The following is a 23380-nucleotide window of genomic DNA, read 5'->3' as shown; positions in this document are numbered from 1 at the left end:
AGGGGATTGTTAAGAGGACGATCACATTTGATGCGATTCATCATCGCCTATACAGTGAATCGAAAGGGTGTTGTTAAGACAAAAAGAACCGTATCCTCTGAATGGGATACGGTTTCTCTATAGTGCTTGTTAAGCTGATCAATGATGGATTGGTCAAAATACATCGTCAATTGTAAGTGCTCTTTAGTATCTGGTGTAAAAGTAATCTTTTGAATAAACGTTCGGTATAGCTGTTTTATCTGTTGCTTTTCTTGATTGCTTACCAGTTTATCAATGCCATTCACAATGTTAGTCACGTTGCCCACCTCTATTTTCTTGCCTTGATAACTTAAAATGGTTAAGAGTTCATTTTCTCGAATCTGTTTTTCTCGTCGTAATGTATGCAGTTCTTCTAAACGTTCTTTTAACGAGTCTAACAATTCTGGGTTTTCTTCTAACAATAACGTCAATTTCTCAATTTTTGCGATTGTTTCTTGTTTTTTAGCCTGTATAACCTTTAGCTCTTCCGACAATGGGAGGCGCTGCTCCTCCATTTCCTGATTAAGTGCTTGAATGACTTCTTTTATGATTTGTGGGTGTTGAACGATTTCCTTCAACCTTTCAGCCACAAACTGTTCCGCTTGATCTGCTCGGATTGAATTCGCATGACATACACTCGCTCCTTTATTTCGAAATTGAGAACAGGAATAATACCGAATACGTTTTTTGGTCCCATCCTTTAGTGTATTAGTCACATTACTTGCTGCCATTGGTGCTCCACATTCTGGACATCGAAGCAATCCCGTCAATACATTTTCACCTGCATGATTCCAATTGGGGTGTCTGCTCTCAAAGTCTAAACGCTCCTGAACCGCCTGATAGGTATGTTCATCAATAATTGGTTCGTGGTCTCCTTTTACAATAATCGGGTGGGGATTTTTCCCCTTTCTTCGTTTCGTATCCCAATCAACGTAACGGGCATATTCTAAGTACCCAGCATAGATTTTATTATGCAAAATATCTTTAATGGCAGTGGTTGAAAAAGAATTGCCTTTCACTGTTTGATAGCCTCTTTTATTTAATTCATTCGCAATTGAACGATACCCTTGCCCACTCAAGTATTTTGAATAAATCAACTGAACTAGTTCCGCTTCTTTGGATTCAATGAGTAATTGTTTTTTTCCATCATTATCAACACCACTAACATAACCAAGCCTTCGTCCCCCTGCATAGCGCTTTTGATCTCGTACCAATGAGATCATGGCCATTTGAACATTTTCTGAAATTTGATTTCGTTCAAATTCACTAAAGCTGCCAAGAAGTTGTAACATCAACTTCCCACTAGAGGTCGTTACGTCAAATTGTTCTGAGATAGAGTACAAACCGGCATTGTGTTCTAAAAGCACGTCTACTGTTTTTAAAAGATCCAACATATTTCGTCCAAGTCGGCTTAGTTTCCAAATGACTAACAGATCAAATTTTTTTGCTTGTACATCCTCCATCATTCGTTGATACGCCAAACGGTTCTTTGTGCTTTTACCACTTTCCCCTTCATCCGCATAAATCTCTGTTACCTCATACCCCATTCGTTTAGCATAGTCTCGTCCATTTTGTTCCTGAGCTCGAATACTATACCCCTCTTGCGCTTGTTCGTTCGTGCTAACACGCAAATACAAAGCCAGACGTTTTTTCTTAATTGGTTTTTCCATTCTGATTGCTTCCTTCCCACTGTAAAATATTTTGATTGATATTTTTTAAGTAAATTTCAGTGATGTTTTTCTTCTTTGTTAATCGAATTTCTTTTAGTTGAACCCATAATACGTCTTTTATGGGCTGTTGCGTTAGCTGTAGTAATACAGCTAATCTCTGTTGGCAAATGACTTCGGACAGCTTTGGATTTGGATCTCGTGCGTTATTCTTATTCAATTGTTTCAGTTGCTTTTTAAACTCATTGGTAGATAGTTGATCTTTCTCAAAAGCTTCGAATAAGTTCGTTCGTTGTTGGTCAATTTTTCTCTTGTGTTGTTGGTTGTTGTGTTGAACACTCATTAACTCTTCTTGAATCGCTGTCGTTAGCCCTTCTAACAACTCTTTTTTGCTTAAAAACACTTTAATTTGCTTCATGACTTGAGATTCTATCTTAGACGCAGAAACAGTTACTCCTTCACATTGCCGATTCGCACAATGATAATAATGGTGTTCTTTGCCTGTTTGTTTATTGCTTACCTTTTTCGGACTAAGAAACCAACCACAATAAGGACAACTAATTTTCTGTCGTAAAGGATACACTCGTCCATTCTTTTTCTTACAATGTCGTTGTTCCCGTATTTCTTGTACTTTATGAAACAATGATTCAGAAATAATCGGTTGGAAATTTCCATAATAACCGCCTAAATTACCGCCTTTGATCCACCCATAATAAAGAGAATTCTCTAAAATAACAGGAATACGATGGATAGCTAACGGCTTCCCTTTGTACAGATAGCCTTCTTTGCTTAACTGTTTCACAAGGCTCTTATAGCCATATTTTTCAGTCGCTTATAACTCAAATATCCGTTTGATCATTGGCGCTGTCTCTGAATTTTTACTGACGTTTCCATTTTCTAATAAGTAACCTATTGGAACAGACGAACCTAAATATTGCTTCTTTGCTTTTTTATAAGCTAATGTTGCATTTATATTCTCAATGGTCACATTTCGCTGCATTTCTCCCAAAATTCCTAAGAATTGTACAAACATTTTTTGTGTGGCAATACTCGTTCCTACACCATTTGGCAAAGGTTCTGTAACTGAATGAACTTGAACATGATGATGCTCACAAAATTCAATAAACTCTAAAAGATTTTTTGTATTTCTTGCGATTCGATCATACCGCCAAACATAAAGAATTCCTACTGAATTATTTTGTACAATCGTTTCTTTTAATCGCTGGAAATCAGGTCTGTTTTCTGTCCCACCTGAAAATCCTTTATCGACGTAGACAAAGGGGATACTATCTTCCTGTTTAGATGCATACGTTTCAATTTTTGTTAATTGCGCATCAACGCTTACTTTCCTTCCATCATCTACAGAAGTTCGAGCATACGAATAAACGTTCACCATAATCACTCCTTAATAAGAAAACATACCGTATTTTGCAGGTATGCTTTCTCATAGTTAAAAAATCATTGATTGTTATCTTTTTCATCAATTTCCGGATCATGATGGTATATATAGGGTAATAAAGAACAAGCTAATTGCTTGGAAAAAATGGTCAGATTATCATTCATGGTTCTTTCCTCCTTGTTTTTCTTCTGATTTAATGGTCAGCTTTTTTTTAACTGTACCACTTACAAAATTCCAGTTCTTCTACGAAAAATACTTGTTGATGTGAAATGCTGTCGTAGACTGATCGAGCACTAATTAACGCTTGTTTATGCAATAAAACTTTCTTTAGCTGGTTGAATAATGGGCTTAGCTTCTCATCTTCAAAATAATCAAAACCATTTTCTGAAGAGCTCGCATATTGTTGCCACGTTTGGTATATCTTCTTTGGTAACAATTCCCCTAAACGATTCAGCTCAGGAACCTTTGATGCACTCAATGCCTTTTTAAAGCACCAAAATACTCCGTCTTCTTTGTGATTAACTTCAATCACATGATCAAGATTATACTCACCCGAAGCACCTGAAGGCTCTGTTACTTTTAATGTAAGAATGATCAAGGAAACGATTTGGCCAATTCTATTTCTCCCTTTAACAAAATCTACATTTATAATTTCACTGTAATGTGCAAAATGATTAATTCCACTAGTTCCTTGTATATCAATAAATGTATCTCGATTATAAAATACTACTTCTTCATTTCTATTCTTCATCTAAAATTCCTTCTTTCTATTCGTTTAATTGTTTTTTTTATTCCATGCTAATTTGTGAGGTCGTACAGAATTTGACCCTTATTTCTAACTCTGATTTCTTTTCGAAACCGTTTGTATTCTTAAAAATTCAATTCATCATCTGTTAGCGGTAATTCTACTGCTTTGAGTAGGTCTCTTGTAGTAAAAATTTACGTGCCATAATTCCACACACAAAAATTGTATAGTTGTTGCGTTTTTTATAGTTTTTTTCATTGGTCAGTTATCTCCTTTTCTTAGACTGGAGCTTACTAGTAAAACGAGTAGCTCCAGATTCTTTTTTATAGCTTTAGTCTTACTAAAATTCTAAATCAACGTCATCAACTTCCATTTGGTCAGTCATCGGTTGTTCAACAGTCTGATTAGGCGTTTCTACTTGCTCCTCCTCACAATGAGTCTCTGGTGCTTGTGTCGCTCCTCTCGGTAAAGAATAGCTAAAATAAGGACTATACTCTAAATCTAAGTGTAATTCATAAGTCGAAAGTCGCTTATTTTTCACGCTAATCCTTTTTTGACTTCTATCCCCTTCTTTAAAAATGACTTTTTTTTCAATCAACTCTTTAATCACCCGTTTTGGGTTTTCGACTTTTGCCAACACTTTTACAATTTCTTCAAATTTATTTTTCAAGATATTTACTTGGACAAATTCTGCCTTCAGTTGGGTATAGCCATATGGGTTTAGGGTTGTCTTTTTTGCATTCGAAAATTGTACAAAATGATGTCCATTAGATACAGCCCATTCCAACACTTTTTCTTCAATACTTTGCTCTTCAAGTTCTTGGTTCTCGATAGCACTTTTTTCGATAGCTATTAATTCATCTTTGATAAAATCATAACGTAATGGGATGTCGAGCAACTTAATAACCATCTGAGCTGCTGTGGTAATTAAGGCATAGTTATTGGCTACTCTCCCTTTGACTGCACTTTCGGGTAGTTCTTGTAATATCAGCGCTTTCTCCTGTTCAAATACATCAATAATAAGCTCATGCCCTTCTCTAAATAGCTGTTCAATAAATTTATTGGCGGCTTGACCATGATTGTACGTTGATACTTCTTTGATCCGTTCGGCTGATGTGGCGTTTTTGGTCCAAATCTTTCCATGAAAGTCTATTAGTCTAGGCCGAATGCCTGTTTCATTTTTCATAAAAACCGAAAGAGGGTTTTCCGAACTTAGGATCACTATCGTTGAGAACGTTTTCCGGGTACGCAACTTTCCCTTCTGAGTCATGCGTTTTCTATCCTTTCCTGTACTAACAATATAAACAAGCTGAGTAATATCCATAGTAGTATTGGCGGCTAATTCATCTAGTGCATAAGGGACTCCATGATTGTCCGATAGCGTTGCAATAATACTGTTTAACGTCGCATTCATCGAATCCATTGCGCTTGATGGCGAGGCAAACATGGACACTCCAAAAAGTTGTGCCGTTGACTTACCTGTTGACGTTTTATTGGACAAATTAATAACTGGAGCTGTTAAATCAGGGTAATTTGTGCCCTTCAAATAAGCGAAAACCGTACTGGCAAAGCCAACAGCCAGCATCATTTCCATATACGTCCCCACTACTTCATTCTTTACCATTCCCAACCATACTTCATATTTTCCAATCGGTTTCAGATCAAAGGAACCTCCATCACCTTCTGCTAAATGGCTATCTCTTGTATCAGCTTTATTTCCAAAAGCTTTATATAAATGAAATACCGGCTCTGACTCAGGCTGAAATCTCCAGCCGATAGTGCTATGCAAGTAATGAACTGGAACTGTTTGTTTTTGAGTGACTAAGAAATCAATAACCTGTGGCTCAAAATTTGCTTTGCTTTCAAGCCCAAATCGTGACATTTTTTTCAGCATTCCAACTTGAAGAAAGTCGCCACTTACCCATTTTTCTTCCCAGTAGCCATTACTTTTATACTTAATTTCATACTCAACTAGTCCTGTTTCCAAAGATTTCCGGATACTGCTAATGTAAATCGCAGAAGCAATCGTTATTTTTTTCTCTTCTTTTTTCCATGTCAGACCGTCATTACTTAGTAGAAAAGGAAAGAAATCGTATTGTTGGCCATTTAACAAGGCTTCATGTTCTACTGCTTTAGGGACTATCTTCGCTTCAGATGGTAATGGATATTTCTTCGTAAAATCCCATATTGTCATATCAGAATGGCTTTCATGAAGACATTTTGCCTGAACAAATTCACCACTCTGAATAAGGGAGAAACCAGCAGTACTATTGGTGTGCTCCTTCATGGGACAGTTATCAAAAACCAATATTTCTATGTCAGGTTTCTCACCCTGTTTTACTTTATAAGGTAGTTTATAGTGGGCAGCCCATTTTTTAGCATCCGCTTTTACCCACTTATTCTTTGTTTCTGTTATGGTTTTGGATTCATTTTTTGTGCTACTAGCATTTTTTTCTGCTAAAACAGAAGTTGCCCATTTATATAATTGTGAAAGATCATTTGGTTGCTTATCTTCGCAAATCTCTTCAATGTAACTTTGTCGATGAGGAACCACTTCAGAAGCTTCTCCCTTTCTCGCCATACAGCCATACTGTTTTGTCACTCTTGGAGAGTCAAAAGTGACTTGGTCCACTTTGGCTTGTTCGGTATCACTGGTAAATCCAATTGCTTGTATTAGCTGTTTTGGAAATTCTTTAGGATAGTTGTCGAAATCCCCTTCAAGAATCACATGCTTCCCATTACCAGAATGTGCAAGGAGATAATTTTTAATACCAAATTTTTGTAATAGTTTAACAATATTCTTCATTACCTCATTAGCAGCAACAAGCATTTGATCGTTTGCACTCGTTCCTTTTGGCCGCTCGGTGTCGACATCTATGAGTAGACGTTGAAAGCTTTCAATATCACTCGCACCAATGGACGACTTCCCAACGGACTCCATTTTGATTGGATTCATTGTTGTATGAATCGTTTGATTCCAAAGCTTATTGCTTACTATCCAGTTATACATTGCTAGCTGATCACTCTCTTCAATAGATAGAACGATTGTTTTCGTTGGTTTCACACTAAAACAGCGCAAATTCAAGTGTGTAACCCCCTTCTCACGAAAGTAATTTGCAGTCTTTTTCATCTCTGGCCAAAGCTTTTTGTCAAATACTTCTTTTGTAACTTCTTCGTTTGCGTTCGTTAATACAATTTTTTCTTTTTTTAGCATTGTTTTTTCCTCCAATAATTTAATATTGGATTCACCGGTAAATCCTTTTGTTTTGTTTGTTGTAATTACATTCTTATCTTACGATGATTTCGAGAAAGAAAAAACGTAGTAAAAAAGCAGCAACTTTCGCTAAAAATTACCCCTTTTCTACTAAAAAAACTGTAATATGAGTATTCATTCTCTGAATTTTATGATAAAGGCAACAAAAAAAGAGACAGTAAACTTCTGTCTCTTCTCCATTTAGTGATTTTTTAAAACCAATAGTCCTCTCCATATTTACTATTATCCGAACAGGTTAATAAAAGCGAGAGTCGACCATAACCCGATGTTAAATAGTGATTTACTCCATAAATGGTTTGTCTAAATTCATGTTGTTCAGTAAAGTAGCGATCAGACAATATTTCCATCCCAGGAAAAAATACTTCTGCAACTATAGTATCCAACAGAACAAATAACTCATACTGGTCAATTGATTGAAGACTTATTTTTTCGTCTGTAATGAACTCTTTTATAATTAGATAGTCACGTAGCCACCACTTTGTATCTCTATTGAATAAAACAGTATAGGTTTCAGGTACTGCTTTACCTGTTTCATCCGTAAAATATGGATTCCTCGGGGTGAACTTTTTAGCATCAGTACTTCTTATTGAATCAATAAAAGGCTTGTACACCTCAAATTCATAGAAAGAAGAACCATTTGTATAAGTATCCTTCATAAATTTTTTCAATACCTCTTCATCCGTACACTTGTCTAGTTTCTCTTGTTTTTTGTATAACTCAAGTCGTTCGTTAAGATTATTTTGAAATAGTTCTACCATTAACTTATAAAATTCTTCATTATATGCACTGAGGAAAAGTACCTGCATGCCCATATAGCAGTATATGTAGTTCACTCCGTATTGTGTAACAAGTGATGTATATTCTGAATTAATTTGTTTGGTTTTCGTTCTTATGCCTGAAACTAATTCTTTTGCACTCTCCATAGGTGAGAGGGCAAATTTTTTCAATTGCTTTTTATAACGCTTCGGACCTTTTGGAAAGTTTTGAAAAATGAAAATGATTAATAAGTTTTCTAGCGGATTTAAGTCATTTTCTTTGTGGGCTATAGAAATCCCTTCACTATCAAATTTCGTTTTTACCGCCAGTTTCTTTTTTATCCATTTTTGATATCCCAATTCTTCATCACATTCAACATTCTCAGTGATCTTTTGGAAATTTGGTAACAGGCTTTTAATTGCTTTTCCATAGTCTTCTTTCAGTCTGTTTATACTTAGTAAAAGTAAATTGATACTTTGTACATAGGTTTCTTTGGGTTTATTTTGTTTAATTTTTTGCTCGTATGTTCCTCCTAAAAATAAAGGGTTTAATGTCCTGTTTTCATAGTCATAGATGTTCATTTTTTTCACCTCACTACTATAATAATATATTTCAATTGTCTTTAGTAGTTAATTTTATTTTTTGGGAAATTTGGGAATACCCAAAATATCCTTTTGCTATATATGTTTTCAAGAAATTTTATGACAAAAGAATCCCATGTTCCCAACTAGCTTTTGGGAACATGGGATTCGTAAGTTATTTATCTTTCTTGTCTATTCAGTGATTTAGTTCTATTCCCAAAAATCCCAGCTTTTCTAAACATGCTGTCCATATAATCTAAAACAAACTTACTAACTTTCGAATACGACTAGGAACAAAGAATTTACTCCATATGTGTTTGAGTATATGACTGTCCGCTCATGTCCACAAGTGCAAAACCATTTCCTTGTATTCCAATCACAAGTTTATAAATAAAAGGTTGAGGCCCTGGACCTACACTTCCAGCTCCGTATCGTTGTTCAAAATCAGCGGTATCCCATGCAATAGTATAAACAGTATGATCTTCTTCTGTTGAAGTAATAGACGCGATCTTATACTTTTTATTCATTACCAAATCAGTATAATACATATCATCAATAGTAAATACTGGATCACCTTTTGCCCCTTTATAATACGTTCCTTTTAAAAATTCGATTGTTTTAAGGGTAGCTTCATCTAAATTCTGATTATTTACCTGTTCTTCTGATTGATTTTGCTGAGGTACATAAGTTCCCTCAATAATTTGGTTAAATCCATTCTTTAGTTCTTGATTATCCGTCTCTTTAAAGACAATTGTATTTTCTGTATTTCCTTGGTTTTGCATTGTCACTAAAACCACAGGTCTATTTTGATACATAGTAAATAGATAACAATGACCTCCAACCGATGGTGTCGTCTCTATGTCAGAATAAACCGTAAGTATAGTGTAGCTACCTTCCTTTTGGCTCGATTGTAACCAACTCATTTCGACAAATTCATTGTTTATCTTAGGACGCATTTTGTTTTCTAAAAGACCTGATGGAATTGACAGCCCATAAAAGTTCACATTGTTTTCTTTGCTGTATTCTTTATATTCTTGCCCCATTGTATCTCCCCAACTAGACATAAATTGTTGGAGATCAGAAGCATTCTTTTCTGTCCAAGATACTTTTTTATCATCGCTTTGTTTTGTTTCTTCTGTTTTCGTTTCAGTTGAAGACGGTAAAGTTTCTTTCTTATCTACTTTAGTTGTCTCAAATACAGTACTCCTATTACTATTGGCAGACTTTGAACCATTAGGCTCTCCTTTTGAACAAGCACCTAGCAGTATAAGCAAACTTAGCCCAACAATTCCACTTCTAATTAAATGATTCATTTCCATTCCCCTCCATGAAATCTTTTTATCCGTATTTTCTCCAATACAGTCATCGATTAGTTAAGTATACCATACATATATAGGTACTTACTCCTCAACCCATACGAATGACTATATTTCCCAAGGTAGTTTCTCTTTTTTCATACGCATAACATCACGGTTATCCAATTCAAACTGTGCAAATAACACGATCTCTGATTCAAACTCTTGTTGGTTTTCAAGTATTTTTTCTAGTTCTTCAATAGATAGCTGTTCAAATGATTTTTGTTTTTCTCGAACAATTTCTTCTCCATATTGCGCTACTAATTGGTCATGTGCATCAAGCCGTTGTTCAATTTCCATCGTTCCTGCTTCAAAATAGTCATCTTTTATATGCGGTCGATTAATAACTTGTAGTATTTCTTCGCTACTCAATTGTGACATCATTAACTGCGCTTCTGTTTTTTCTTGTTCTACTTGTTTTTCGTTGTTTTTCTGTTGTATTTCCATCAGCTCGTTTGCAACTTCTTTCGCTGCTGCTCTCATGAAATCGCCCAAAAGTCCCATAACATAGTTCTCCTTAATCTATTTTTTGCCAACGATGTTGATAACCTCTACTGCAAGGGGATTTCTCTGTCTCCTTTGGATTATACATGGTTGTTATTTGCCGATGACAATTTTTACACTGATATGTTTTTTGCCATGTACCACTTACTGATTTGGTAGTTGATCCTGAACTATACGCCCACTTGACCAACGCCAAAAAAGCTATTCCTATGACTATAGCAATATTTTTCCCTGACAAATTTAGCTCAGTGTTCTCTTTTGCCCATTGAACTAGTTTGTATCCTCCAAAAATAAGTACACCTATAACAATAATTCCAATCATCAACCTACACACTCCTTCATTGCTTCATTGATTACTTTTTGAATCCATCGTGTTGAAAAACCATATTGGTCAGTGAGCTCACGAATGTCTAATTCTAAATTTTCTTGGTACATTTTTTTAATTTTCTCTGCCACCCTATCTTTGTCGTACATCTTCATAGGATATGAAATTTGTTGCCCCTTAAACATATAATGAAACTTTGCCAGTAAATCAGGATTAAGCTCTTCCTCTTGTAAAAATTCAGCAACACTTTGATACGAGATTGCTAGGCAGTCCAAATCAATTTTCATCTACTCTCCCCCTCAACACCTTCTTAATAATTCAAAAATATCACACTTGTGTTTTTTATGATAATGAACGTTACATGCAAAATAACAAGCGTTCCCACACGTATAATCTTTTATTTTTTTATGGTCTCATTACAATTTTAGGCAATTGGATTTTTCTTTCGATATTGAGCATAGCTAATATAACGCCATTCATGTCGAACTTTTGGCGCTAGTGGATGTGCTGGGTGTTCTTCATCATTCACTAAAATTTTTACTTGTTTTTTCTGCTTCGTTGAAAGTAAGCCATAAAATGTTTCTAATTGTTTCTTAGCCAACTCATTGGTACGTAATAGTGAACCCACACCAATAATAATCTCAGTTAATTGCTTCTCTGCTAGACACGTTTCAATCACCGCAAAGGTTTGATCGTCACTACCTCCAGTTAAAGATTGTGCTGTCCCTTTGATTTTTGTAGAGGAGAATAAATTCACCGCTAAAAATCCTGAAAATTCCTGCTTACGCAGTTGTTCTTGGATCAACATCGTGGTCATATCTAATGCAAGTGGGTCAATCATCGTCGGATGAATCGTCACGATCATTGCAAGGGGACCATCATCCCACACTTTTTTTAATAAGTAGCGATGATCCCCTTCTGTATTCGACCATGATTCAGATTGAATCGTTATCTTTCGTTTTTGAATCATTTTCTTCTCCTTTTTCTATCCATGATAGTTAATTAATTCAGTGATAACTGTCGTAATGACTAAACACGCTAAACGAATCCATAAACCCATTTACTCTCGCCCCTCTCTTATTGCTTCTACTATTTGTATCATACAGTGACAAATCAATTCTAAAAATTCCTCTTTGGTCATTCAGCTCCATCCTTCATTGGTAAAAGTTTGGAATAGAGTCGTGTATTATTCTTTAACAAACCTTTGATATATGTGGTTTGGCTCGTAACATCAGTAAGAAAATACACAACATATTCATTGTCTTGATTATCTACATATAAATACAAATGAGTCATTACTAGTTTTGGTAATTGTTTTTTGGCTCCTTCTGGAAGAGTAGTTTCGTCTAGTTCTTCTCTCTCCAGTGTGACAGATTCATAGCTCCATTCCTCTTTTACTGTTACAAGATGCGTGTGTTTTTGTAAAATGTTCATTGCTTCATTTAACATGTTTTTTTTCCTTTCTATGGTATAAGAATAACCTTATGAGCTTCCCTCATAAGGCTTCTTTACTTACTATCGGTTATATAACCTTCTGCTTTCATAGACAGATATTGTCCTCCACTACCAATTATCAGATGATCTTGTAAATTGATTTGAAGTATTCGACAGGCTTTTTCTAACTTCGCAGTAAATTCAATATCCGCTAATGAAGCGGTCACACTACCTGAAGGATGATTGTGCCCGACACAAATAGACACGCTATTTGACAACAGCGCCATCTTTAAGATATCTCTAGGAAAAGCTAATGACTGATTGATGGTTCCTATATGAACGACTTGAATAGCTGTTGGTTCATTTTTTACGTTTAAACCAGCGACCACCAAATGTTCTCGATCTTTTGTTTCAATAAACGGGGCGAATAATTCATAGACTGCTTGAGGGTTAGTACAGGTTCTAGCAGCGTAAAAAGTTGAGGCTTCTTTCACTAGTTCAAGACTGACGATAGCTACACGCTTTCTCGGTTGATTTGTTTTCATGTCTTTCTCCTTACTGATTGTTGTAGTTGGTTCTTAGAAAAATGCCAACTAATAGTCTTCTGGTAATAACATCGTTTGATGACTACCATCATCAATTACCCATAATTTTTCAATTTGGAAATCAGGCATCTTTCCCTTTATGGTGTAGGTATGATAATCGATGAAAAATGGTTGCTCTTGTCGATGAATCACTTCAATTGCTTGGCGTTGATTATCTGGATTAAATTCAAAGATTTCTAAATAGTCTAATTCTGTTTCAGTTTTACTTCTTTTTTTGTCAATCAAATTCCAGCAATATAATTGAATTTCTTTTGGTACTTGTTCGTTCACTCCCTTCGTGATGTAACGATTTTCTTTGTTATCAAACATTTTATTCCCTCCTTGAAACACAAAATAGACCAACCATCGATTGAGATGATTGATCTCATAAAAATAATATATAGTTATTTAATTCTTTACTACTCAGTAACTACTTGTATTATTACCAACTTATTCAATAAACGAAGCTACATTTAGTCCTTTTTATAACTAGCACAGACTACTCTTTATTCGTTATTGGTAACTTGATTGGCGAACACATACTAACTAGTCAAAGCTTTACTATTTTTAATTAATTTCTTCAGTTACCATATCCAAGAGAAATTCCCCAAAGTTGTTGTATAAAACCTCATTTTTTTGTGCATCTTCAGAAAAACCTGGGAAATATGATGTTATTTTAGGTTCATTATTATCATTTAAATCTTTATAGTTAAAACAATACATTTCTCCCATCCCACTATTATACAAAATAACTAAATGTTTTGGCATATTTACTAATTTCCGTTCATTTAAAGTAGCCCAAACAGTATCTGGAACACCTGAATTTTCGAAATCCTCTCTAAAAACACCATAAATTTCAATAGAACCAAAAGTTAAAGCACCAAAACAAGATAAAAAAAGTTTGTACTCTTCGGGAAATTGCAAATCAAGAATTGTCTGAGCTTTTTTTATAATATTATCCGAAGCTCCTCCGAAATCATCTACTAGATCCTCATTCTCTTCAATTATTTTTTTTGCTTTATTGTATTCTGCACTCATTATAATATCCCCTTTATTTAAAATCGTTTGCTCTATTTTTCCAATAATCCGAACGCCATTTATTGAAAGACTTCCGGTCTATTCCTGATGGAACTGAATTAGGATTAATATGAATCGTTTTAGAATTGCTTTGATGGAAAGACTGCTCTACTTCAGCAATAGAACTTATATCTCGTTGTGTCATATGATGCAAGTTTACTGGGTTTCCATCTGGTCCTAAAGGAGCCAACCCTTGTTCCATTCTTTGAAGGTTAGAACGTCCCTTAACATCTACTTTATTAATATCAATTATACTATCTCTTTGATAAACTTTCGTTCCTTTAAAGTCAACATCTTTTTTCCAGTATTCCCTAATTTGTGCATAGTCTTTAGCTACCTCAGCTCCACTAGCTTTCTTATACGATTTATTTCCATTACTCTTACTTTTATCTAGCGTATAATTTTTCCCATTCTTACTTCCTTGAATAACTGTATTCTTATTAGATAGGCTATTTTTGGGAGTAGATACTTTCACAACCCCTTTAACCATCACGCCCATTGTGATTAATCCATTTGCCAACAACGATGCTTTCCCTAATTTTTCGGCTGTGGTTAATTTTTTCCCGGTCACACTATCGATCCCTGTTGAAAGTTCTTTTATCAACGTCGCATTTTGTTCATAGAATAACTCGTCCATTCCTTTTCCACGATCCCCTTCAACAAATCCTAGACCATGTTTTGCAATCATACGACTCAACCATTCATTATACGCCAAACTTACCGTAATATCTTCTGACGTAGCTGTCGTTTTTCCTTTTTCTACCCAAAGCCATATTTTTCCATACCCTAAATCAATTAATTTATATTCCCGATTCCCTACATCCGGTTGCTTATCTCCTGTGATCCCATTTAAATCACTTGCTTTTTTCAATTGATTAAACCAACTTTTATCGACTCCTTCTGGCAAAGAGTACGAGCCGTCACTATTCACAATCGTATTCTCTAAAATTAAACAATTTTGCATGGCCACTTTCATGTCATTCAGACTATTACTGAACAAGCCGTTTGTTTGGGAAGAAAAGGTGTGCAGCTTTTCCAATTTTTTTTCGAGCTCCCGTATATCGTCTTCGTAATCATTCGACATGCGAGCCAAATTGGATTGAACGTTTAATAAAGCATCCAAAACCTTTGCTACAGGATTATTTCGGGATAGTGCTCTAGCTAATGCTGCCGAAGCATCAACAGACGCTTTCATCGCTTTTTTCGTGGCTATTTGTTGCATTAATTTATCTTCATCCAATGTCCCCTCACCTGAAACCAATGCATCGGCAGAACTGTAGGTCTGTAACTCACTTTCAATGCTATCTATTGCAGAAGTTACTTTGCTAATGGTGGGTACAATTAAATCACTAAATAATCCTTTACCAGCCGTGTAAGCTGCTCCAGACAATGTTTTACCGTCTACCGCAGCTATCACCTGTTGACTTCCAGATTTTAATTGTTCAGAAGCTTCCTTGCCACTTTGGATGTTTTTCTGTAATGCAGAGATTAATTGTGAAGAATCTGAGTTAGAATAAATCAATCCCAAGGAATTTCACCTCTCTTTTTATATAATTCTTCGGTTTCTTTATCAAGTATTTTTCGTTGCTCGGAATAACAATTATTTAAATTATCTGCATCTTCTCGCAATTGACGAGCAAAAAAATGTTCTTGTTCTTCGTTTCTTCGTTGAATACGAATTCCTTCAGTATTACCATCAAGAACAACGTCTTCGTTTAACATGGATAGCGTACGATATCCTCGTTGTAACTCTTCTTGTAAATCTAAGAGGCTCATTTCGATCTTCTTCTGATCTTGTTTCAATTCATCCATACTTGTTTCTTTTTCTATAATGAAACGTCCATACTTGGCTCGTTCTGCATCATTTTTATTCTCCATGAATTAGCTCCTTAAAATTTGATTTTGCTGTCTTCAATTGCCATAATTTCAGCAATTTTGGGGAATTTCTGACTTTGCTCTTTCACGCAATCAATTAATTGGGCTAAATCTGACAATAATTGATTATTTATTTCTGTTCCTTGTTTCATACTAGAAACGTTACTTTTTCCTAATGTTACTTGTGTCCCTTTATTGACAGATACGGATTTTATTCCTGAAACTGCACCTGTGGCGGAGCCAATATCTGATGCAATATTCACCATATATACACCTCTTTCTTCAACTTAAAGTCATATATTATTTTATCATAGATTAAAATTCTTATACATAGCTATTTAACATCTTTGTAGCCATAATCTCGATTAACCAAAGTAACACCACCACGTACTGTAACCTTTCTTAACTTGTACCACTATTCCTATCTGTGCTCTTTGCTTCATTAATTGGCTTGTTTTATCTCCAATCCCTTATACTTTATCATGAAAAAATAATAGTAGATACTTACTTTTAACTATCAAAATAAACTAAAAATATCATCATTTATGATACGGTTCATCAATTCTGGTTAATTTTTATAGCATTGTATGCTAATGAAAAACGCTTAAAATAAGGACTTGCAGCTTATTTATTAAAAATTCATTTTCAATAATTTCGTAAGCATACGGTATTTTTGCCCCTTTTATGCTCCCTTTTATTAATAAAAAGGCATGTTGGAATAGAGGTTTTTAATATTCTGTTCGCTTTACAACGCGAACATATATTCGTATAATTTATTTAAGAAATTTCTAGAAAAGGATGATTATATGGATAAAAACAGCTATATAGGTGTTGTTGCTAAAATAAGAGTAATTAAGTCGTTTCCTAATATTTTAGTTCGATTTACTTTAAAAACGAACACGGCTAACATTAACTGTCTAGTTCATAAAAAAGACTTAGCTAACCTTATATTATTTTTAGACGAGGATAAATTTGAACTTGCTACATTCGGACATTACAATAATAGAAACCAGTTCATAATAGAAAAATTTACCATACGAAATCCTGATAGTTTCATTCGGGAATTCGTGCTTAAACCATTGTCAAAAATAGCTTAGTTTCTGCTGAAATTAGTTTCTGCTGAAACCAGTTATCGGTTTAATCTTAACGTTTTGTTTGATATACTTATTTAGAAAATTATCTTAGGAGGATTAACATGAAAAAAGTAGTTTACGGAGTTTTATTAATTGCTGTATTTGGACTTACAGCGTGTGGAAATGATAAAAAAGAAACGTCTTCTAGTAGTAAGGTGGAACAATTAGAATCTAGAGTAAAAGAACTGGAGAGTTCGTCTACTAAAGCATCTGAAATGTCAAAACAAGATGAAGAAAAAATTTTATCTGATATGACATCAGAGACAAATAAAAAGATTGCAAAAGCTTTTATGTCTCATAATTTGAAAATGGATTATCAAGATGGTTTAACTTCGTATGAATATCTACCGAATTCTTATGATCTCGAAAATAGTCAGACGAAGTTTATTAGTCAGTTTGGATTCAATGCAGAAGAGCTAGCAGACGGAGGGGGTATCGGTATAGAAACATATCAATCAATTGAAGACTTAAAGAATGGGGAAAAGTATTTAAAAGAAAGTTCTTCTAGCCCTCTTTACATGGCGACTAATGATAAAATATTATCCCTGATGTATACTTATCAACCGAAAGATTCTGCAAATAAAACAAAAATGGATGAAGAATTCAACAAATACAAAGAAGTATTTGAGAAAATCCAATAATTAAGTCATTACTATGTATAAGCCCTCCATTCAAGGAGGGCTATTTTAACGAAAAAAACGCCTAATACAAATCGATCATTGTATCATATAAATTAAATTATTCAAAAGGAAAACTCTCATGAGCTTTGTATATGAAAAATTATTCCTTATGCCTTATACTTAAAAATATTAAAGAAGGAGGAATACTTATGAAAGCTTTAGACTCAGTTGCATTAGCCTTAATTATTGTCGGTGGATTAAATTGGTTGCTAGTCGGACTATTTGAATTTGATTTAGTAGCAGCTATCTTCGGTGGATCAACTACTATACTTGCAAAAATCATTTATGTATTAGTAGGACTCTCTGCTATTTATTGTTTAAAATTATTTCCAATGATTGCTAATAAAGACAAAGTAGATACCATGTAAATATCAATCGCTTAGTAGCAACTGCTAATAAAGGTGGTTGCTTTTTTCAGAAACAAAAAAACCCACCTCAAAAGAGATGGGGTAAACTTATGTACAAGCCCTCCGTAAAGGGCTTTTTTATTTAATTAAAGAATCCATTCCTGCAAGTTGTATCAGTTCGTTCGTCATCTGGATCAACAGAAACATAGCGGCGTTTACCACACTTAAAAGCAAATTGTCCTACTTTTTATTTTAAAGCTTTAAGTTTAGTCACTTCTTCCAATCGTTTGTTAAATGGAGCTTTTCTAGAATAAGTGATATGCGGCATATCTTTGCCATTGTTACGTTTGTAAATCTCACGTAACGCCACCGCTTGATCTGGGTGTGTGAGTGCTTTAATTACCTGCCCATCAAAATAATAAAGTGTCTTGCCGCCCTCTACTTGATAAGTACATACCATTGTTATTTCCTCCTGTTGTTTCGGTTTATTTATATTTGTGTTTTGGTTATTATTTGGTGTATCACTAAATCCATTAACTAAGTCTTTTTCCAGTTGACCTGCAGTTATTCCCCACTTGTTTAGGTATGGGTACGGGTCAATATGATCGCTTTCGTTCTCTGGTTGGTTATACGTACAGTACATATGAGTTTTGATACCTTCTAAATCATTTGTATCAAGCGTTTTTGGTATTTTTGCTTCATTCGCCAATTGTCTTGCCAACTCAACCCACAACTTGTAATCACGCTCAAATTCTGCACGTGTTGCGTGGCTCTCGATTAATTCAAGCGCCGCATAAGTCTCGTAATTCCACCCTCCACCGACATCATAGGCACCTTTGCCCGTTGGAGCAGTTTGGATCGCACGACCATTCCCGACAACATGCGTATAATAGCCACTGTTAATATCTTTACGGTTCATATAGTCCGCTTCATTTTGAGAGGTACTATTAGGATTAGCCGTACTATGCAAATGTATTTGCCGATATGGGTTATAACCTAACGTCGGTAGGCCTTGCCTAATTTGTTTCGTTATCTCCATTACTATCACCATCCTTATTATATTGGCTCGTGCTGTGTAGCATAGTTGCGCCTAAAAAAGCTGTAACAGCTGTTAAGGTAGTAACTGCTAAATCAGTGTTTTCCCATCCATATGATTTTCCAAGCGTACCGATCAAGACACCCAATGCTGGTAATACAACCGATACCGCCCATTTTACTTTATTATACGTTTCGTTTGACATCTTCATGAAATCACCTCCTTATTCGGTAGTTCTAGAACTTTTTTATATAATGCTTCTCCAGTGCCGTTTCCACCTAATCCATAGTAACCTCGCCATATATAGTCTAGGTTTTCCAAATCATCAACAGGAATCCATCCTTGTTCTAAAAAAAATGAACACTGCTGATAAATTTTATCATGGAGCAACGCTAAATTTGCCTCTTCTAAATTTTTGAAACGTTGTTCTGTCTGTTGCTTACTATTTTTTAACTGCTTAAATATGTTAGTGGAGATAGCCACAATTCCTCCTAATCCTAATGCCACTAAAAAACTATTAACTTCCAGTAATTTATCTACAACTTCCACTTGCTTTCCGCCTTCCTACTCAACTCTTACCCACATATAAACCGCAATGTACGGCGGCATGTTATTATGTGATTGACCGCCAGCATTTGAAATCACCACTGGCCCTACATCCCCACTAGCCCCATAACCAGCTGTCCCACCACCAAAAGCAGTTGATTTAGAACCACCTATCGCTGTTTTTCCGGCTACAGTTAAACTTAAGTCTTTAGGGATGTGGTTTTTAGTCAATGTAACTGTTTTTTCTCCGCCTGTTTTTCCGGCTACAAAATCAGGATCAGTCGGATCAACACCTACCAATGTTCTACCATCAGCAAAGCTTTCCCATGTTCCACCAAAGAGTTGTGCTGGATCCGTCGCTTCAGTACTCTGATAAACACTACCAACTGGATAAGTCAGATCTAACAACATAGCTTTGACTGCTTGAGTTGTTTTTAACGGAGTCATATACTTATTATCAATTTTTCCAGCTTGTGCCTCTGATTGAGTAGCAATACCAAAGTTTTGGACATTCCCTAAACCAATATCTTCTTTGGTAATGCTGTCAATATCTGATTGCTTAGCGTAGCCAGCAGCATCTAAAATTTTCTGAGCATTTACAGTCAACTCGATTTGAACTCCGCAATAGTCCATATCTAAACTTGAAGAGCTAACTCCATTTGAAGCATCGGTATAACTCACTAAATGAATGTAACCATCATTAGTAATAAAGTTCTTATCGTTCACTTGAACTGTTAAGTCGACATAATCAGTCGCATTTTCTTGAATTTGATTTGTCCACGAATCTGTTGATTGTAGGTAAGTAGCGACTTTAATATTTTTGTTATTTGGTGAAGTAGCTTTTACTCTTACACTTACTGTGAATGAGACAAAATTAGTTTTTAATAACGTAGCCGATTGTGTTCGATCCAACCCCTCATATATTTGTGGAGTTAACCGTTTCGCTTCTTCCGCTACATCAAACGATGCCATGTGTTGAGGAATTACACCATTTTGGGTTGAGCCGGTAATAACACCCGAATCGTCACGGCTAGCCAACTTGTTATAATCTGCCTGAGAAACTTCATTCCAAACGTCAGTGGGTTTCTTTAACGTTGTAGCTGTAAAATCTGAAAAATATTTATGTGGATTAGTTGTTGTGTTACCAGCTGTTTTTCCGTTGAAATCCATCATCTTTTTGACGTTGGTTGAACCTGTAAAAAGTGAGATTCCTTCTGCCTTTGTCATCCGTTCGTTAAAGTCAACTTGTAAACGTGTGGCTAGTGTTGGTCTGGTGATCCCTTGTGTATCTGTACGAGCTTGAACGATTTCTGGATTGCTATCACCAGATTCTGCAACTAATTTATCAAAATCATTCCTTAATGAATCAAATTCTTGTTTATTGTTGTTAGCCGTAGACACAGCTTGATCTGCAGTAGTAATAGCTGTTTTCGAGTTAGACAAAGCTTGATCCGCTGTTTCATTAGCTTGATTTCCCGCTTCGGTCGCAATATTAACTGCCTCTTTGCCTGCTTCATCGGCTATCTTTTTTGCCTCTTTGATCCCCTCGGTCAACTCATTTTTATAACCATTTACTGTGTCAATAGATGCGTTAGATTGATCTAAAATAGCGTTAATTTTGACACGACCTTGATTAAGCGTGTCTGTTTCTTTGATTTGTTCAACTGCCATAGATTCTCACTCCTTTAGTCTGCATCGATATATTCGATAGTAGATTTTTGTAAAATTTTGTTTCCAATCTTGATGAATGGCGTACTATTATCAATTAACTGTTCAAAGTAATCGTCTAGCGTTTTGCCAATCTTATCATTAACAACAAATGGTTCTGTATCGCTGATTAACTTAATTTTTAATTTCATGTTCTTCCTCCTCGATAAGATCTATAATTTCGATTAACACAATTTCACTAACTCTAATTGTTACATTGTCAACTGCTACGCAAAACGTATCTTTACATTTTAAAATTTTATTACGTACAACCTTTGCTTCTTTTTCTTTTTCGAAGTATAGCTGCACATGAATTCCGTTTCTTAAAGTAATAACTAGATTTTTCATTTAAAATTGTCCTCCTAATTGTGATTGAATAAATACACGACAAATAACTTGCGCTTCGATACGTGCAAGTTTGTTTGGTTTTATTTGGATTGTGTGGTTACCTCTAGCTATTTTACCGCCAGTAGTTTTACGTAAAAAATCAACGATATTAAGCCTCTGTTGACTCGTGTCGTGTTGAGGAAGTGTTTTCCCATCTACGATTATATCCACGCTATTTGCGCTGTTTGGCGCCTCATATATGCCCCATTCAAGTGGGTGAGTGTGATCTGGTAACGTAACTTGGTGAGTATGTCCTGGAATCTTAACATTGTGAGAATGGTTAGGAATATTCACGTTAAAGCCATGGCTGTGATTTGGTATGGTTATATTAAAATTATGCGAATGATTTGGAATACCTACGGCATGACTATGATTACCTGATGTTCCTTCTGTCCACAAGTCTTTTGCGCCGCTTGTCGGTCCATCCACAAATATTATTTGCCCTTCATTTGCATCATATCTATTTGGCGTCTCTCCAGGCTTATGATTCACAACTCCTCTATAAGCAAACATGCGATGCCTATGATCTCCGCCCGATCCACTGGACTGAACGCTTCCTCCTCCGCTGCTCGTTGTAGAACCGCTAGAATAACCACCGCCACCAGAAGTGGTTGATCCTGATGAATATCCACCGCCAGCGGAACTCGTTTGTGTACTGGCTCCACCTGCAGAAGTAGAGGTGACTTTTGCCCCACCGCCTTTTACAGCTTTAGTGTAGCCTCGATATTTCTTCGTTTTAAACGTCAACTCGACGGTATTCACATGGAATACATCATCATCAAGATAAAACTCAATGATCGCAGGATAAGCCGTTTCACAGTTATCTTGGTAGCTGTAGTTCAAAATGTTCGTTGCACCTTGTGAATAGGTCTCATTAATCTGTTGCTTGCGTCCTAAATCTGACATAGTAGTTGTGATATCATCTTTTAAATTCCCTAAATCCAACTGCAAATCTTGCGGAGCACCAAACACATCATTTTTAGCTTCTTTCTTAATTCTCAGATTAACTGAACCATAATCATTTGTATTGATCATAGCAACGCCACCTTTACGGAGCTTATCCACGATCAGTGGATCATCAGTTAGTTTTGTTAAATCGGCAGCTGTTACGGACCAGCTAATTTTTGGAATGGACCACTTGCTTAGCATATTTATTGCGTTGTCTTTTAAAGCTTGCGGAATAGTAAATCTTTGATCTACCCATACATACTCAACCAATCCATATTTTTCTATAGACTTTTTATCCTCTACATAAGAAATACCATTATTGACTGATTTGATGTTTATTTGATTGACTCCCTCTCCAGCCCCTAAAGGAAACACTCGATTGACTAAATTATTTGGATCTCGTTCAATTTCAAAACCTTGCATGTTATAGCCTTCTTGTATTCGGGCAACAACTTCCGTTTGAGGTCTTACAAGCGACAATTCAAATGGATAAACTTGTGTGTTCCATTCCCATACATAGTCTTCATCGAAAGCTTGCGGGATACTAAAAAGCGCATCAGCTAATCCGTTCTCGTTTTCCCAAGCATACGAAAAGAATCGATTGAAATCACATTTTTTTAATACCCAATGTTTTGTTGTCTGTTTGTTTAAGACATAATTGATTACGTCAATTGTTTTACGGTTAACTAATTCATGGTAACCAAAAAGGACACTATCAAGTAGCGTCCCTAATGCGTGTATTGCTGTATAAGTAATTTTGTTATTGCTAGCATTCTTCTGGATCTTTGATGGCATAACCCGATACAATCCAATGTATTCATTTTCGTTATCAGTTAACTCTACCCATAACATTTCTTGCAAAAATTCATTTTTTTCATCGTCTAGCGGCATTGTAAATTCTATGTTGCCTATTTGATTTTCGATTTTTTCATAACTTACATTGTGAGCATTTTCGAGAATCGCTGTATATTCCCGTTTGAGATTCATCGCCATTAACAAGTT

General features: G+C 35.5%; 27 protein-coding genes and 1 pseudogene. 2 read left to right on the top strand and 26 right to left on the bottom strand.

Features of this window, described 5'->3' with window-relative positions; genetic code table 11:
* Window positions 1-47: 47 nt before the first annotated feature.
* The 19 genes and pseudogenes from JZO69_RS01315 to JZO69_RS01230 all read right to left on the bottom strand — a co-directional run bounded on the left by JZO69_RS01315 (window position 48) and on the right by JZO69_RS01230 (window position 15860).
* The gene (locus JZO69_RS01315; protein WP_207111109.1) at window positions 48-1688 is read right to left on the bottom strand and encodes a recombinase family protein; all 1641 of its coding nucleotides are present in this window, start codon (window positions 1686-1688) and stop codon (window positions 48-50) included.
* Window positions 1672-2268 carry a recombinase zinc ribbon domain-containing protein gene (locus JZO69_RS01310; RefSeq protein WP_347401561.1) on the bottom strand — a complete coding sequence of 199 codons (597 nt, stop codon included), beginning with the start codon at window positions 2266-2268 and terminating at the stop codon, window positions 1672-1674. The genes JZO69_RS01315 and JZO69_RS01310 overlap by 17 nt, the downstream gene beginning before the upstream one ends.
* Window positions 2269-2304: 36 nt before the next feature.
* Window positions 2305-2499: pseudogene (locus JZO69_RS16720) on the bottom strand (recombinase family protein); the annotation flags it as partial.
* Between the two features lie 18 nt (window positions 2500-2517).
* Window positions 2518-3078 (bottom strand): recombinase family protein, encoded by a 561-nt coding sequence (locus tag JZO69_RS01305; RefSeq protein ID WP_207111107.1) that lies wholly within the window; start codon window positions 3076-3078, stop codon window positions 2518-2520.
* Between the two features lie 217 nt (window positions 3079-3295).
* Window positions 3296-3835: a hypothetical protein gene (locus JZO69_RS01300; protein ID WP_207111106.1), complete on the bottom strand. Its 540-nt coding sequence runs from the start codon at window positions 3833-3835 to the stop codon at window positions 3296-3298.
* A gap of 334 nt (window positions 3836-4169) precedes the next feature.
* A complete protein-coding gene (locus tag JZO69_RS01295) occupies window positions 4170-7043 on the bottom strand; it encodes a DUF927 domain-containing protein (RefSeq protein WP_207111105.1) in 2874 nt (957 codons plus the stop codon).
* 251 nt (window positions 7044-7294) lie between these two features.
* Window positions 7295-8440 carry a hypothetical protein gene (locus JZO69_RS01290; RefSeq protein ID WP_207111104.1) on the bottom strand — a complete coding sequence of 382 codons (1146 nt, stop codon included), beginning with the start codon at window positions 8438-8440 and terminating at the stop codon, window positions 7295-7297.
* A gap of 302 nt (window positions 8441-8742) precedes the next feature.
* Window positions 8743-9753, bottom strand: a complete 1011-nt coding sequence (locus tag JZO69_RS01285) for a DUF4767 domain-containing protein (protein WP_207111103.1) — start codon at window positions 9751-9753, stop codon at window positions 8743-8745.
* A 111-nt stretch (window positions 9754-9864) separates the two neighbouring features.
* Entirely contained in the window at window positions 9865-10299 is a 435-nt protein-coding gene (locus tag JZO69_RS01280) for a hypothetical protein (protein WP_025871965.1), read from the bottom strand.
* Window positions 10300-10312: 13 nt separating this feature from the next.
* Window positions 10313-10621, bottom strand: a complete 309-nt coding sequence (locus tag JZO69_RS01275; RefSeq protein WP_207111102.1) for a hypothetical protein — start codon at window positions 10619-10621, stop codon at window positions 10313-10315.
* Window positions 10621-10911 (bottom strand): Mor transcription activator family protein, encoded by a 291-nt coding sequence (locus JZO69_RS01270; RefSeq protein WP_025871961.1) that lies wholly within the window; start codon window positions 10909-10911, stop codon window positions 10621-10623. The genes JZO69_RS01275 and JZO69_RS01270 overlap by 1 nt, the downstream gene beginning before the upstream one ends.
* Window positions 10912-11048: 137 nt before the next feature.
* The gene (locus JZO69_RS01265) at window positions 11049-11594 is read right to left on the bottom strand and encodes a DUF1643 domain-containing protein (RefSeq protein WP_207111101.1); all 546 of its coding nucleotides are present in this window, start codon (window positions 11592-11594) and stop codon (window positions 11049-11051) included.
* A gap of 167 nt (window positions 11595-11761) precedes the next feature.
* Window positions 11762-12073, bottom strand: coding sequence for a 4'-phosphopantetheinyl transferase (locus tag JZO69_RS01260; protein WP_207111100.1), 312 nt, complete (start codon window positions 12071-12073; stop codon window positions 11762-11764).
* A 59-nt stretch (window positions 12074-12132) separates the two neighbouring features.
* Window positions 12133-12603, bottom strand: coding sequence for a JAB domain-containing protein (locus JZO69_RS01255; RefSeq protein ID WP_207111099.1), 471 nt, complete (start codon window positions 12601-12603; stop codon window positions 12133-12135).
* A 48-nt stretch (window positions 12604-12651) separates the two neighbouring features.
* Complete coding sequence (locus tag JZO69_RS01250; RefSeq protein ID WP_207111098.1) at window positions 12652-12972, bottom strand: DUF960 family protein; 321 nt, start codon at window positions 12970-12972, stop codon at window positions 12652-12654.
* A 237-nt stretch (window positions 12973-13209) separates the two neighbouring features.
* The gene (locus JZO69_RS01245; protein ID WP_111248022.1) at window positions 13210-13680 is read right to left on the bottom strand and encodes an SMI1/KNR4 family protein; all 471 of its coding nucleotides are present in this window, start codon (window positions 13678-13680) and stop codon (window positions 13210-13212) included.
* A 13-nt stretch (window positions 13681-13693) separates the two neighbouring features.
* Window positions 13694-15247 (bottom strand): HNH/ENDO VII family nuclease, encoded by a 1554-nt coding sequence (locus tag JZO69_RS01240; protein WP_207111097.1) that lies wholly within the window; start codon window positions 15245-15247, stop codon window positions 13694-13696.
* On the bottom strand, window positions 15238-15597 hold the full coding sequence (locus JZO69_RS01235) for a hypothetical protein (protein WP_207111096.1): 360 nt from the start codon (window positions 15595-15597) through the stop codon (window positions 15238-15240). The genes JZO69_RS01240 and JZO69_RS01235 overlap by 10 nt, the downstream gene beginning before the upstream one ends.
* An 11-nt stretch (window positions 15598-15608) precedes the next feature.
* A complete protein-coding gene (locus JZO69_RS01230; RefSeq protein WP_207111095.1) occupies window positions 15609-15860 on the bottom strand; it encodes a hypothetical protein in 252 nt (83 codons plus the stop codon).
* Window positions 15861-16789: 929 nt separating this feature from the next.
* Between JZO69_RS01230 and JZO69_RS01225 the strand changes: the two genes are divergently transcribed.
* Together JZO69_RS01225 and JZO69_RS01220 are read left to right on the top strand one after the other, a co-directional pair.
* Window positions 16790-17368, top strand: a complete 579-nt coding sequence (locus tag JZO69_RS01225; RefSeq protein ID WP_207111094.1) for a hypothetical protein — start codon at window positions 16790-16792, stop codon at window positions 17366-17368.
* A 188-nt stretch (window positions 17369-17556) separates the two neighbouring features.
* Complete coding sequence (locus tag JZO69_RS01220) at window positions 17557-17775, top strand: DUF378 domain-containing protein (RefSeq protein ID WP_207111093.1); 219 nt, start codon at window positions 17557-17559, stop codon at window positions 17773-17775.
* A gap of 226 nt (window positions 17776-18001) precedes the next feature.
* Here the strand turns inward: JZO69_RS01220 and JZO69_RS16715 are convergent, their stop codons facing one another.
* From JZO69_RS16715 to JZO69_RS01185, 7 genes are read right to left on the bottom strand one after another with little or no spacing between them, the layout of a single operon-like run.
* Window positions 18002-18793 carry an N-acetylmuramoyl-L-alanine amidase gene (locus tag JZO69_RS16715; protein WP_207111092.1) on the bottom strand — a complete coding sequence of 264 codons (792 nt, stop codon included), beginning with the start codon at window positions 18791-18793 and terminating at the stop codon, window positions 18002-18004.
* Window positions 18771-19001 (bottom strand): phage holin, encoded by a 231-nt coding sequence (locus tag JZO69_RS01210; RefSeq protein ID WP_207111091.1) that lies wholly within the window; start codon window positions 18999-19001, stop codon window positions 18771-18773. Before JZO69_RS01210 ends, JZO69_RS16715 begins: the two co-directional genes overlap by 23 nt.
* Window positions 18998-19339: a hypothetical protein gene (locus JZO69_RS01205; protein ID WP_207111090.1), complete on the bottom strand. Its 342-nt coding sequence runs from the start codon at window positions 19337-19339 to the stop codon at window positions 18998-19000. Before JZO69_RS01205 ends, JZO69_RS01210 begins: the two co-directional genes overlap by 4 nt.
* A gap of 15 nt (window positions 19340-19354) precedes the next feature.
* Window positions 19355-21007, bottom strand: a complete 1653-nt coding sequence (locus JZO69_RS01200; RefSeq protein ID WP_207111089.1) for a phage baseplate protein — start codon at window positions 21005-21007, stop codon at window positions 19355-19357.
* Window positions 21008-21021: 14 nt separating this feature from the next.
* Window positions 21022-21195 (bottom strand): hypothetical protein, encoded by a 174-nt coding sequence (locus tag JZO69_RS01195; protein WP_207111088.1) that lies wholly within the window; start codon window positions 21193-21195, stop codon window positions 21022-21024.
* Complete coding sequence (locus JZO69_RS01190) at window positions 21179-21391, bottom strand: hypothetical protein (protein WP_207111087.1); 213 nt, start codon at window positions 21389-21391, stop codon at window positions 21179-21181. The genes JZO69_RS01195 and JZO69_RS01190 overlap by 17 nt, the downstream gene beginning before the upstream one ends.
* Window positions 21392-23377 (bottom strand): phage tail protein, encoded by a 1986-nt coding sequence (locus tag JZO69_RS01185; protein ID WP_207111086.1) that lies wholly within the window; start codon window positions 23375-23377, stop codon window positions 21392-21394.
* Between the last annotated feature and the right edge of the window lie 3 nt (window positions 23378-23380).

Origin of the sequence: Candidatus Enterococcus ikei, assembly GCF_017316105.1 — a bacterium.
GTDB lineage: Bacteria > Bacillota > Bacilli > Lactobacillales > Enterococcaceae > Enterococcus_L > Enterococcus_L ikei.
Note: the sequence above shows the minus strand (reverse complement) of the source record. Positions and strands in the feature narration are given on the sequence as shown.